The following is a 14,183-nucleotide window of genomic DNA, read 5'->3' on the forward strand; positions in this document are numbered from 1 at the left end:
ATCGTGCTTCTCGGGGTTCAGCCGGTATATTTCTCTTTCTGCATCGCTGCTGCGATAGCCAGCCAGTAAAGTTTCATTGGCATTTACGGTGGTAATGCTTGCTTTAAAATCAGCGGGGAAAACATAGATCAGTTTTGTTTGCTTGCTATCGATATTTGTTACAAACACACTGTCCCTGATCTGGTAATAAGCATTATTTCCTTTGGCGCTTACGATCTCGCCGTTCATAGGCGAAGCCTGATGAGTAACCTGGTCAATTTTACGGGTGTTCAGATCAACGGTATACAACTGGTGGCCATTGATACTATCGGTACTGTAAAAAACCATTTTATTACCAACGAAAGGATTGTTGTGAAAATAAAAGCTGGCATTGTTACCAGGTTTGTTGGTGAGCCGTACAACGGTATGGTTGGTGGTGGCATCGATCCAGGTTTCGGGCATGGGCTTTTGTGAGCCGGTTTCCAGGGTAGGTTGGGCGGTAGCTGACAGGGATACAATACTCAATAATGCAAACAACTGTTTTTTCATATAGTAGCACTTTTTAAAAAAAATGCCACGTTCTCTTTCGCTTTGCTCAGGAAGAGGAACGTGGCACGTATTAAAGCTGACTTATTATTTCTACTTACTTCTAATAACCCAGGTTTTGATCATAGAGACCGGGCTTTACATCCAGTTCCGATTGTGGTATTGGATATAAGATGTAATTTTTTTGAAAAGGTTGCATAAAATGACCAACATCTTCTTTTGTGATCCAGGTTGTCATTGTTGATTCTATTAAACCACTGCGAACGAGGTCGTGCCAGCGGCTACCTTCTGCTGCAAATTCTTTTCTTCTTTCTTCCATCAATCTTGGCAGCGTTACATTTGTTATAGGTGTTAAACCCGCGCGGCCTCTTACCTGGTTTACGATGCCATCCACATCTGTCTGCGAGCCCGGTGCACCATGCAATATGCATTCTGCTTTCATCATTAAAACATCAGTAAAACGCAATGCAATAAAATTAATAGGCCAGTCCAGCCGGTTAGAAGGCGTTTTGGAAACATCAACATATTTCTTAAAGAAGGAGCGGCTTTCGGTAACATTATTATTCGTAAAACCTGATTGTATAGAAAAGGCTTTACGTGTATCACCTGTTTCATAGGAATTCAGCAGGTCGTTTGATACGGGTCGTATAGTTAAACCACCCTGTGTTTGTTTACTCTGTGATTGGAACCAGGTATCTGGCACCAGCAACCAGGGAAATGTAGCGCCTGTTACCGGTGTTGAGCCGGTATTATATTCCACATCAAATATTACTTCGGGATTGTTTTCATTGGTGTAGGAGAAAATATTCGCATAGCTGGTACCGAACACAAACTTTTTGCTGTCGATAATTTCCTGCAATAAAGGAAGCGCCAGATTCCATTCGTTCACGCCCAAACCTGGCCCATTGATATCATAAGTGGGGCCAGAGCGGGTCATATATACCAATGCCAGTGTTCCTTTGGCGGCATATTTGGTAGCTCTTCCTTTATCAGCAGCTGCAGAATAGGCATCAGGTAAATTGTCAGCGGCAAACTTCAGGTCAGAAATAATAAAACTGTATACATCATTTACTGCGCTTCTACCAACCTGTAAAGCTTCCTGGGGCAGCAACGTTTTGTCAATGATGGGTACGCGGCCAAACCAGCGCACCAGGTCAAAATAATAATAAGCACGCAGGAACCTGGTCTCTGCTTCCAGCTGGGTCCTTAGCACTGGATCGGCAATAATAGCAGCCCCTTTACTGCTTAATTGTTCCAGCAGCGAATTGGCTTTGAAAATACCGGAGTAATTTCCCGACCAGGCTTCCGTTACATATACGTTGCCTGCAATGGTTTTATAAAAGCTGTTAATACCTTCCCAATCGCGCACCCCGCCATCAGATACGGCATATAAATTATCAGATCTGGTTTCAGATAAATTCAATAACCTGTCGGGATAAGTTCTTAATCCGCTGTATACCGCATTCACCCCCTGAATAAAATCTGCCGGTTGTGTATAAAATTTATCAGTGGCCACCCCGGAAATTGGTGATTGATCCAGCTGCTTGTCACATGCACTCAACAAACCGGCGATCGCGATCAATGAATAACCAACTATTTTTTTCATATAGTCTCAATTAGCTTAATTAAAAAGAAAAGTTTACACCCAGGATCAATGATTTTGGTAAAGGCAATCCACCATAGTCGCCTGGTTCGGGGAAGAAGTTGTTACCACTCAGATCGGTGTTGTTTGCTTCAGGGTTCAGGCCGCCTTTATATTTATCGTGGCCAAAAAAGTTTTCAGCAGTGATATATACACGGGCTGCCGACAATACTTTCTTCGCTTTTATTACCCGGTTCAGATCGTACCCTACCGTTATCATGCGAACGCGGATATAATCGGAAGAATACAACCAGTCGGTATTGGCGGTGGAACCAAATGTTGAAAATGCTTTGCCTACTTTACCTGCTCCGGGATCATCGGGTGAACGCCAGCGGTCACGGAAAAAGCCCAGTGCATTATCAACAGTGCCCTGTCCGGTCCTGCCCAATGCGCGGTCCAATAAAGAATAAATAGAGCCGCCATGTTGTCCCTGCACCAGCACAGACAAATCGAATCCGTTCCAACGAACGGTGTTGGTTATGCCATATATATAGTCTGGATTAGGATGTCCTACTATCTGCCGGTCGTTGAGGTCAATAACTCCATCGGGCGTAAAGTCCTCGTATTTGGGATCACCTACTGTTTCTGGTCCAAAAGTGGCCACCTTCTTATTGATATCATCCTGCGTGAGAATGCCAGTTTGTTTAATTACAAAAATGCTGTACAGCGGTTCGCCTACCCGTAAAATGGAGTGTTGCGCCCCTGAAAAAGCCGAAGGAATGATAATTTGTGATTGTCCCTCACCCAATGAGAGCAATTTATTGGTATTTCGGCTCAGGTTAATGGAGGTTGTCCATTGTACAGGGCCTTTTACTATATTCCGTGAAGTGATGTCTACTTCCCACCCTTTATTGCGGGTTTGGCCTATATTGGTTAGCTGTGTAGGGAAACCGGTTGTCCAGGGAATAGGCACATTCAATAACAAAGCCGAGCTTTTTCTTGTATAAATATCAAAACTGGCGCTCAGGTGATTGTTTAATACAGTTACATCGAGCCCCGCATCGTACGTTGAAGATTTTTCCCACGTAAGGTTAGCATTGGGAAGGTTACCTGTAACCCAACCAACAGCCGGTGCATTATTCAATGAATAGTTATTAGCTGCCAATTGAGGAATTGAAGCATAATCAGGAATTTGATAGTTACCTGCTTTACCCCAGCTGGCCCTTAGTTTCAGATCATTGATAACCGGTATTGATTTCAAAAAATCCTCTTCAGATATCCGCCAGCCTATTGAAGCGCTGGGATAATATCCCCATTTGGAATTGGCCCCAAAACGGCTCGATCCATCGCGGCGAATACTGGCAGACAACATGTATTTGCCATCATAGGAATATTGTACCCGGCCTAAATACGACAACAGCACATTCCTGGTTTCGGTAGTGGTGCTGGTGTAGCCATAAGCCATGTTCAGGGTAGGAACTCCATCGATCCGGTAACCACCATTCGATTTGATCTCCTGTGCATCCAGTTTATCGGAGTTATACGTAAAACCAACTACCGCAGAAATATCATGTACATTATTGATGGTCTTATTGAAATTAAACGTATTCTCGTTTACAAAAGTTTGCTTTCGATAGCTGTTGAACGATCCGCTGGCCAGTGCAGAAGCGGATGCCAACCTGGTAGTCAGTGAATTGGTCACTATGTAAGGCGTATAGCTCTTGCTGTCATTATCCGTATTGTCAAGGTTAACGGTTGTTTTAAATGACAAACCCGGAATGATCTGGTATTCACCAAAGACAGAAGTGATGGTACGGAAACGCCTGGTTTGCCCCAGAATGTACTTTAATTTTGCATAAGGGCTGTTTGTAGAATTGCTCCACTTGTACTGGTTGTTCAGTGCAGTATTCGGGAACAGGCCCATGGTATCTTCCTGTACCGGACTCATACTAAGTACCTGGTGCAGAATGTTATCTTTCCCTTCCACACCTGGGTCGTTGGTAATAGAATAAGTGGGTGTAATATTTATTCCAAACTTCAGCTTTTTACTGGCATTTATTTCCACATTGGCGCGCGCAGAATAACTGGTATAGTCAGTATTGATCACCATCCCTTCCTGCCGTGCCATATTACCTGAAACATAGTAGCGAACATATTCATTACCGCCACTGGCAGAAACCTGGTGATTCTGCATCAGGCCTTTGCGGAAAACTTCGTCCTGCCAGTTGATGAACCGCAGGCCCGGATGGGCGGGGTCTTCCCAGCGCGGATCGGTCATATAAGTGGTATTGTAACCAGTGGAGCCCAATCCCAATAATTGCCGGCGGCGTGTGCTATCATCGCTGGCCAAAGCACCTTTTGACCCATAATCTGCCACGTACTTGGCATTTACCATTTCTGTAAAACGATCGATCCACTCATTGCCGTTCAGCATATCGAGCTTTCTGTTGGCTTCATTAAAACCAACATAACTGTTTACGTTGATCCTTGGTTTACCCGCTTTACCCCGTTTGGTTGTGATCAGCACTACCCCATTGGCGGCGCGGGAACCATAGATGGCTGCAGAGGCTGCATCCTTTAATACCTGGATGTCTTCAATATCATTCGGGTTGATATTGTCGAGCGGGTTACCATTGGCAAAGTTACCCGCTGCGTTTACTGAAGAAGTTGACAGCGGAAATCCATCGATCACATACAGCGGTTCGCTACCCGCCGTAATGGTGCCGGTACCGCGCACCTGCACACTAAAACCTTTTCCCACTGCACCGGTTGTTTGTTTAACAGCCACACCGGGCATTTGACCAACCAATGCCTGGTCAACCCTTGTCACCGGCCGCTCATCGAGCTTGCTCGCATTGAACGAAGCCTGGGCGCCGGTCACATTCCGCCGTTTTTGCGTACCGTAACCAATCACCACCACATCTTCGAGCGTACTTTTTTCGCTGGTCATGCTTATGGTCAAATTGGTTTGGCCGTTTAGCGGGATCTCCTTTTTCGCAAAACCCACAGAGGTAACCACCAGGGTTTCGTTTCCCGTACTTACAGGAATAGAAAAGGCGCCATCATCTTTGGCATTGGTACGCTTTCCCGTTCCTTTTACCAGAATGGATGCACCGGGCACACCATTACCGCTTTCGTCTGTAATTTTTCCGGTAATTAATATACTACCGGCTTGATCCTGTGATTTGGCTTGAAAAAAAGTAAAGAGAAGAAATAAGGGTAATAACCAAATACCCTTTGGTAGAAGTTGCTGAACGCTCATTTTGGCACTATTTATAAGTTAACAATCGCCTGATGCGGTTAAAATTAGTGGCAGATGTTTCAACATTCGTCCTGTTCCATCCTGTTTAAAAGAGATTAACACTCAATTAAATGTCACATTAACACTTCCGGCAACGATTGCATAGATCATCGGGTGCATACGGGATGCGGCAGGACAGTTCGCGACCAATGAATTGTTAATTTTATTACAGTAACTGCTATCCAACCAAAACGAAACTGACTTGCCATGTTGCACTTATTACCTGCAGCAATCACCACTGCTGTGATTGCTATCTTATACAATTTTTCTTCGTCTTCATTACTATTTCACTTTCATAAGCATTTAAAAGCATCGCTCATCAGCCCCTAGGGAAAAGCTACGGCTTTACGTTGCACGCTGTTTTCTAAACCAAGACTAAACAATCACCAGTCATGCGTAGATCGCTACTATTTTGCTATGTTCTTATCTCATCCTGTGTATTATTAGTTAACTGCCGAAAAAAAGAATGGGATAAATTTTACAGCCGGCCCGAAGGTCTTGAACCTCCTATTTATCAGGTACTTAAAAGCAAGGGTAATTTCAATTTATTGCTTGCCTGTATAGATAAAGCCGGTTACAAAGACATTTTAAGCAATGCCGGCTACTGGACCTTGTTCGCCCCAACCGATGAAGCCTTCAATAAATATTTTAAAGAGAACAGTTTAAGCGGTATTGACGCCCTTGACTCTGTGAAGGCTCAAAGAATTATTCGTTATTGTCTGGTATACAATTCATTCAATACCGATCGCCTCGATGACTATCAATCTACTACCGGTTGGGTAACAGACAAGGCGTACAGACGCAGAACGGCCTATTATGATCTGTTCGACACAGCAACAGTGGGCGGCCAGCTGATCCACACCATAGCCTCCAACAGGAATGGTGGCTATGTGTCGTCAGATAATAATAATAAATACATCTCTTATTTCACCAATCCCTTTTTTACCGACTCCAAAATCACGGCGGCCGATTACAATTATTTTTACCCCAACTCCTCGTTCACCGGTCTTAATATTCTCGATGCCAGTATCACAGAGTCGAATATCGCTGCCGAGAATGGCAACATACATGCAATAGATAAAGTATTATCACCCTTACAGAATATTGAAAAATACCTTGCTTCAAAACCTGAATACAGCCTGTTCAACAGCCTGTTTCAACAGTTCATGGTTACCTATACCGAAAATGCAGACGCCACTACAAAGTACCAGATCCTAAATAACAGCAGCGACAAAGTGTATGTAAAATTCTATAATTCAGGCCTTGGATTTTCATTAAATAATGAGAATTACTTTAAACAGCAGGACAATGACGGTCAAATGAATGGCTATACCATTTTCGCACCTACCAACGATGTACTGGAACCTTACCTTAAAAAGGTGGTACTGGAACACTACAATAATGACCTGAATAACCTGAGCAAGCTGCCTATTCAAAGCCTGATCGACTTTTTAAACGCGCATCTGTGGCAAACCCCGGTATGGCCAACCAAATTTGCCACTTCAGGTAATTTCCTGGGCGAAGAAGCAAGATTCAATGCGGGCACCGATATCGTAGATAAAAAAATATTGAGCAATGGATTCTTCTACGGCGCCCATAAGGTACAGGAATCGAACCTGTTCTCCACTGTATATGCACGCCCCTATCTCGATCCCCAATATTCGCTCATGACCCGCCTGCTGAACCAGGAATTGAAATCGACCATTACCAATCCCAATTTCAAATACACCATTTTAATGATGACGGACGATAAGATACGGGCCCTGGGTTTTGACTGGGATGGCAATAGAAGTTCATGGGTAAATACTATTCCCGGCGTACTTGGCGCCAGTGATCCCAAGGGCACCCTGAACCGGTTGATCAATATGTGTGTGGTAGCCACCCCGAATAATGAGTTGGGCAATTTAAGCGGCCAGGGCATTATTGCAACGGTGGGCGGCGAACTGATCAAATATGATAACGGCCAGTTTTATGCGGCCGGTAATATAGATAACAACTCAAGAGTTACAGTTACAGACACCAAACTCATGAAAAACGGGATCGCTTATTATACTGATGGCCTGCCGCTTTTTTCTGCCATCACCCCCGGAAAACGATTGGAAGCATTAGCGGCACTGCCCAATTCACCCTATTATCATTTTTTCCAGTACCTGAAAAATTCAAAACTGTATACCGCCACTACCGGCGCCATCACCGGTGTACCACTTGGCTTCTTCGGCACTTTTTTAATCCCCGACAGCAACGCCATAAAAACCGCTGTTACGAATGGGCTGCTGCCCGGCACCGTTAGCGGCACGGGTAAAGTGCCCAATTATACGCCCACTGCAGGCAATGAAATAGAACAGGTAGAATCCTTCCTGAAATTCCACATTTTACAACAAACAGTAATTGCTGATGGAAAAGTGCAGGATAGCAAAACCAATTTCACGAATCTGAGCGACCAGACAGGCGTCATTAATGTGATCAGTTCGGCTGGCGGAGGCCTGGCTTTTAAAGATTCGTTTGGAAATGTTGCTTCCCTTGACCCTGTGAACAGCAATGTACTGGCCGACCGTATTGTGATCCATTCAATTAATATGTGCCTGCAACCCAACAAATGATCATTTCGCAAAACTGACATATGAAAAAATTGTTTTCACCCGGCTCTATACTAATTATGCTTCTGGTTGCCCTGGTTCCCATTGGCCACCTGCATGCCCAGACCCAACCACTCATTGTTCGCGGTAAGATCACCAGCGGCCGCGACAAATCGCCCATCCATGGTGCGTCAGTAACCGAAATCGATAATGACGAACGTATTATCCGCGGTGTAACTACTGATATAGATGGCAATTACGCACTCAGGATCTCGAACCCTAAAAACAAATTACTGGTTTCCTACATCGGCCATCAATCAGTAACACAAAACCTTTCGGGCCGAACCGCTATCAATATACAATTGCCGGTTAAAGCAGATATGGATGAGATCATAGTGATAGCCGAAAAAAAGACCGACAATGGCATGATGCCGGTTTCGGAAAGAGACCGCACGTTTGCTTCGGCAACTATCAGTGGCAAGGAAATGGAAGAGATGCAATCTACCTCCATAGATCAGGCATTGCAGGGGCGGCTACCAGGCCTCGACATCACAGCCAACTCGGGCGACCCTGGCGCCGCCATGAGTATCAAGATCCGCGGTACCTCCTCCATCAACTCTTCAGACAACCCGTTGATAGTAGTAGACGGAATGCCGTATGAAACAACGATCCCTTCCGACTTCAACTTTGGAACGGCCGACGAACAGGGATATGCCGCCCTGCTGAACATTGCCCCTTCCGATATAAAAGATATAACCGTGTTGAAAGATGCCGCTGCCACTGCTGTATGGGGCGCCCGCGCCGCCGGCGGTGTGTTGATCATCACAACCAAACGAGGTAAAATAGGTAAACCACAGTTAACCTATACATTTAAAGCTTCAGTGACAAAAGCGCCCCAGGCCATTCCCATGCTGAACGGTGATCAATATTCCATGCTGATCCCCGAAATGGTGATGAACCGCAATGGCGTTCCGCTCAATACACAAACGCAAAAAGAATTTCAATACGATCCCAATGACCCCTATTCGTATTATAACTACAGCAATAATACCGACTGGGTCAGCGCCATCCGTCAAACAGGATATATTCAGAACCATAACTTATCCATGAACGGTGGCGGCAAAAAAGCCCGCTATTTTACATCGCTCGATTATACCAAACAAACAGGTACAACCATCGGGAACGCACTTTCCCGCATCAACACCCGTATCAACCTCGATTATACGGTGTCTGCCCGGATCCGCTTCCGTACCGACCTGTCGTATTCACACTCCAGCAACGACCGCAACTATGCCGACAACATGCTGCAGGTTGCCTATGAAAAAATGCCCAACATGAGCATTTATGAATATGACGAGTATGGAAACAAAACCCCTAATTTCTTTTCACCGGCTGCCAATGTGCAGGGGCAATATGGAGGTATCGACAGCAAAAACTATGTGGTAGGAACTGTTAACCCGGTTGCTATGGCAAGGGCCGCTAAGCGCAATATCCTTTCTGAACGCATCATACCACACTTTACGCTGCAATACGATCTTAAACCAACGGTTCTTTTCGCCAACTTCGATATTCAGTTCGATATCAACAATACCAAGAACAAATCATTCCTGCCGCAGATAGCTACCGGCAGGCCCTGGACAGAAACCGTTGTGAACCGGGTATATGATGGCGATGCAGACGCTTTTAGCGTACAATCAAAATCAAGTCTTACCTATACCCCGCACCTGAAAGAAAATCACCGGCTCGTACTGTTTTCCACCTTCCTCACAAGCGATTACAAATACGTATCGCACCAGGCGCAAACATCCAATACCGCTTCTACCGATCTGCAGGATCCATCCGTGCCTTCCCGTACCGCCAATACCGATCTGAACCTTACTGCCACCCAGATACAAACCCGTTCTATCGGTGCCCTGCTGAACGGACAGTATTCTTATAAAGACCGCTATATTTTCAATGCGGCCATTCGGATGGATGGCAACTCGAAGTTCGGCCCAGGCAACCGGTATGGCTACTTTCCATCCGTATCGGCCCGCTGGCGCATGAGTGACGAGTGGTTCATGAAACCCTTTCAGCGATGGATCAACGACCTGAGCATACGCGGTAGCTATGGACACTCGGGCCGGGAACCAAAAGATGATTATACTTTCTACAACACCTACGGCACATACAATTATTCATATCTCGGCCAGTCGGCCATTTACCCATCGAGAATGGAGTTGAACAACCTTTCCTGGGAAATAAATAAAGGATTGAACCTGGGTTTCAACCTCGTTGCGTTGAATCGCCGCATCAGTATGGATGTTGACCTGTACCGCAACCGGATCGACCATATGTATTCACCCGGTTTACAGATCTCCTCCTTTACCGGTTTCGATAAAGTAGATATGAACGTAGGTACCATGGATAACCAGGGATGGGAAGTAAACCTGAATGCGGTACTGGTTAAAAAGAAGAACTATAGCATCGAGTTCAACTTCAACATCGCGCACAACGATAACATCATTCGAAAAATATCTGAATACTATCCCCGTCAAAAAGGAAATATAGAAGCCAATGGCCAGTACAAATCCCTGTTACAGGAAAACAATCCCTTCGGCTCTTTTTACGGGTTCCGCTTTAAAGGCGTATATGCCGACAAAAACGCCACTATTGCCCGCGACGCCAAAGGCCAGCAGATAATAGGCCCCAATGGGCAAACCGTTTATATGCGCTTTAATTATCCCAACGTTGATTATTTGTTCCAGCCGGGGGATGCCATTTATGAAGACATTAACCACGATGGGAACATTAACTATATGGATGTGGTTTACCTCGGTAATGGCAATCCGAAATTCATTGGTGGTTTTGGTCCCGTGTTCAGCTGGAAAGGCGTGCTGAGAGTGACCATTTTCTGTAACTATCGCCTGGGACAGGACCTGATAAACGGTACTAAAATGACTACCACTTCCATGTACAACTTCGATAACCAAAGCACAGCTGTACTGAGAAGATGGAAAAAAGAAGGCGATATAACTGATATGCCCAGGGCTGTTTGGGCCACCGGTTATAACTACCTGGGGTCTGATCGCTATGTAGAGGATGGTTCCTTCCTGCGGTTGCGCTCAGCCACCGTTCGGTATAACTTCTCCTCCAAATCACTGAGCAAATTAAAACTGTCCGCGTTGAGTGCCTATTTTACGGCCGAAAACCTGCTGACCTTTACCAAATATACCGGTCAGGACCCTGAAGTAGCAGTAAGAGGCAGTGATCCGTTCCGCGTAGCAATGGACAACTCCATGACACCGCCTTCAAAAACATTTACCATCGGTTTAACCACCACCTTCTAAAATCAACGAACGCAATGAACATGCTTAGGAAAATATATCTCGCCTTCTTCATGTTGCTGCTGGTTACAGGCGCTTCTTCCTGTAAGAAATGGCTCACCCTGAAACCGTCTGATGGGATCATAGGCGACGAATTCTGGCAAACCAAAGAACAGCTGTCCTCGGCCGTGAATGGCATTTATGCCTCACTCATTGGTAACCCGCCCGGCATATCTGACCGCAGCATGGCCGAATACCTGTTTATGTGGGGCGAACTGCGTGCCGATATGGTAACACCCTCCTCAGGCGCCACCAATTACGACATTGACATATATAACGTCAACCTGCTTTCAACCAATACCATTGTAAACTGGCGGGGAATATACAGGACCATTAACTATTGCAATACGGTGATCGACCTGGGCCCCGGTGTGCTGAAAAAGGATAAAACGCTTACCGAGGAGCAATTGCATGCTTACCTGTCAGAAGCTTATACCATACGCGCCCTGATGTATTTTTACCTGGCACGCAGCTTTGGTGATGTACCACTCAAATTGCAGGCCACTACCAGTGATGACCAGTTGCAGCAACTGCCCAAAAGCAAACAGGCAGACGTATTACAACAGATCGTCAGCGACCTGAAAACAGCCGAACCCATGGCCGTTTTCAATTATAGCTCAAATGACCAGAACAAAGGACGCGTAACAAAATATACCATTTACGCCCTGATGGCTGATGTTTACCTGTGGATGGACCAATACGATGACTGTATTGCAGCCTGCGATAAAGTGATACAGTCCGGCAGGTATGGTTTGCGCACCAACAGGAACTTTTTTTACGACATATTCATTCAGGGAAATTCAACTGAATCGATCTTTGAATTACAATTCAGCAAGGAAGCCCTTAACCCCTTCTACCCCATGTTCAGCACTAATAAAAGAAGGTACCAGGCCGCTGATGCAGTGATGGAGGATATATATACCATCGACTATGTAAACGCAGACAGCGTAGATTACCGCGGCGACAATGCATCGCTGGTAAGCGCCAGCAACGCCATAGAAAAACCGATCTGGAACGCTACCCAGGACGCCTCCTATAATCACTGGATCGTTTATCGCTATGCCGACATCCTACTGTTGAAAGCCGAGGCATTGAACCAGACCGGCAGAGGCGCCGAAGCATTGAAGATCGTTTATGATATAAGAAGCCGCGGCCATGCATTACCGGCTACCGACCGCAACCCTGGCCCATCAGACACAGACCTGATCACCGACTTTATACTGGATGAACGCGCCCGGGAACTGGCTTTTGAAGGTAAACGCTGGTACGATCTACTGCGCAACGCCAAAAGAAATAATTATAAACGGCTGGATATTCTGATGAATATGGTAGTGAATGCTACCCCACCCGAACGACAACAGAGCGCCCTGAACAAATATAAAGACTATAACAGCCATTATTTCCCCATCTTTTCCTATGAGCTCAGCACCGACAAAAACCTTGAACAAAACCCCTTCTACCAATAGTTTTCAATAAAACTTGTTTTTATGAAAAAAGAAATTAAACCAGCTGCGCTTCTTCTCCTCATCATATTGATGGTGGCCGGTTTGTCGCAATGTAAAAAAATAAACATTGCGTCATTGACAACCGAAGACACCAACCTGGTGGGTTACCTGGAAAAATATCCCGATACTTATTCAGAGTTCATCAAGGTGCTCGACAGATCGGGCACCTATGCTTATATGAACGCCTATGGCGCCTATACTATGTTTGCCCCCACGAATGATGCCATAAAAAGCTATCTGCAGGAAATTGGTAAAACATCGCTTGATGACCTTTCCACCGACGACCTGAAAACACTGGTACGCTACCATGTACTTACAGATACGATTGCCACCAACGCCTTTACCGATGGTAAATTGCCCGTACCTACCATGTATGGGGAATACCTGGTAACCGGCATCAACAACGAGAATGGCGTTTCCCGTTATATCGTGAACAGGCGGGCCATTATCTTACAACCCAACATCCGTACCGGCAATGGCATTCTGCATTCCATTGACCATGTATTGATACCAAGTAAGAAATCGCTTCTTGACCAGTTAAATGGCAATACGAATTACAGCATTTTTGCAAAGGCGCTTAAAGAAACAGGGTTCGACAGCACCATCCTTAAATTAACCTACAAGAACGATACTACCCCTAACTGGTTTACCGTGCTGGCGCAATCAGATGCCGTATATGCCGCCAATAATATCTACAGCTACGATGACCTGAAGAAAAAATATACAACTACTAATGCCAATGTAAAAGACCCCAAAGACAGCCTGCACATGTATGTTGGCTATCACATTTTAACCGGTTTAAAATTCATTGCCGACCTGGTTATGACGCCGGCGCACGAAACCCTGGTTCCACAGGAAGTAATTACCATTAATTTGCAGGGAGAGAATGTGCTGGTTAATTATGAGTTGGTCAATAATCTTCCGCAAGGGATCCTGATAAACAGAGTGAACAGCGACATTGCCTGCACCAATGGCGTATTACACGACCTGAATGACAATCTCTATATCAAGGTACGCTACCCAACACCGGTATACTGGGATGTAGCCGAACAGCCCGAGATCATGAAGCTGACCTCTATTTTTAGAAAAGGGGGCAAAAGTGTAGTATTCAATCCCGGCGATCTCAAGGATATTACCTGGAACGCCGGAACGGTAGATTATTTCTGTAACAACCCTGGCTCAAAAGACCTTTTCTTCTGGAACGACCGGCTTAGCTTTAAAACGCTGAGGACCTCAAGCGGAAAAATGAACTGGTTTGAAATGACCACCCCGCTGATCATTAAAGGCCGGTACAAAGTATGGATCTGCTGGCGCTCAAATAATAATGCC

The 14,183-nt window shown here is 45.4% G+C and carries 6 protein-coding genes and 1 pseudogene; 4 read left to right on the top strand and 3 right to left on the bottom strand.

Annotated elements, in window-relative coordinates; genetic code table 11:
• The 3 genes and pseudogenes from ACJ751_RS13870 to ACJ751_RS13880 form a co-directional block, all read right to left on the bottom strand.
• Positions 1 to 528, bottom strand: a pseudogene (locus tag ACJ751_RS13870) (hypothetical protein); the annotation flags it as partial.
• A gap of 100 nt (positions 529 to 628) precedes the next feature.
• Positions 629 to 2,131 (bottom strand): RagB/SusD family nutrient uptake outer membrane protein, encoded by a 1,503-nt coding sequence (locus ACJ751_RS13875; RefSeq protein ID WP_407746094.1) that lies wholly within the window; start codon positions 2,129 to 2,131, stop codon positions 629 to 631.
• 19 nt (positions 2,132 to 2,150) lie between these two features.
• Positions 2,151 to 5,369, bottom strand: a complete 3,219-nt coding sequence (locus ACJ751_RS13880; RefSeq protein WP_407746095.1) for a SusC/RagA family TonB-linked outer membrane protein — start codon at positions 5,367 to 5,369, stop codon at positions 2,151 to 2,153.
• 431 nt (positions 5,370 to 5,800) lie between these two features.
• On the opposite strand from ACJ751_RS13880, the gene ACJ751_RS13885 reads away from it, so the two are divergent.
• The 4 genes from ACJ751_RS13885 to ACJ751_RS13900 form a co-directional block, all read left to right on the top strand.
• A complete protein-coding gene (locus ACJ751_RS13885; RefSeq protein WP_407746096.1) occupies positions 5,801 to 8,008 on the top strand; it encodes a fasciclin domain-containing protein in 2,208 nt (735 codons plus the stop codon).
• 20 nt (positions 8,009 to 8,028) lie between these two features.
• Positions 8,029 to 11,313, top strand: coding sequence for a SusC/RagA family TonB-linked outer membrane protein (locus ACJ751_RS13890; protein ID WP_407746097.1), 3,285 nt, complete (start codon positions 8,029 to 8,031; stop codon positions 11,311 to 11,313).
• A 14-nt stretch (positions 11,314 to 11,327) separates the two neighbouring features.
• On the top strand, positions 11,328 to 12,815 hold the full coding sequence (locus tag ACJ751_RS13895) for a RagB/SusD family nutrient uptake outer membrane protein (RefSeq protein WP_407746098.1): 1,488 nt from the start codon (positions 11,328 to 11,330) through the stop codon (positions 12,813 to 12,815).
• Positions 12,816 to 12,836: 21 nt separating this feature from the next.
• The coding region (locus tag ACJ751_RS13900) for a fasciclin domain-containing protein (protein WP_407746099.1) at positions 12,837 to 14,183 on the top strand (1,347 nt) is incomplete at its 3' end.

This window comes from Niastella sp., from assembly GCF_045805085.1.
In the GTDB taxonomy this organism is placed as follows: Bacteria; Bacteroidota; Bacteroidia; order Chitinophagales; family Chitinophagaceae; genus Niastella.

Excerpts from the sequence above, each read along its gene's own strand:
- ACJ751_RS13875 (WP_407746094.1), bottom strand. The coding sequence starts at position 2,131 with ATGAAAAAAATAGTTGGTTATTCATTGATCGCGATCGCCGGTTTGTTG.
- ACJ751_RS13880 (WP_407746095.1), bottom strand. The coding sequence starts at position 5,369 with ATGAGCGTTCAGCAACTTCTACCAAAGGGTATTTGGTTATTACCCTTA.
- ACJ751_RS13885 (WP_407746096.1), top strand. The coding sequence starts at position 5,801 with ATGCGTAGATCGCTACTATTTTGCTATGTTCTTATCTCATCCTGTGTA.
- ACJ751_RS13890 (WP_407746097.1), top strand. The coding sequence starts at position 8,029 with ATGAAAAAATTGTTTTCACCCGGCTCTATACTAATTATGCTTCTGGTT.
- ACJ751_RS13895 (WP_407746098.1), top strand. The coding sequence starts at position 11,328 with ATGAACATGCTTAGGAAAATATATCTCGCCTTCTTCATGTTGCTGCTG.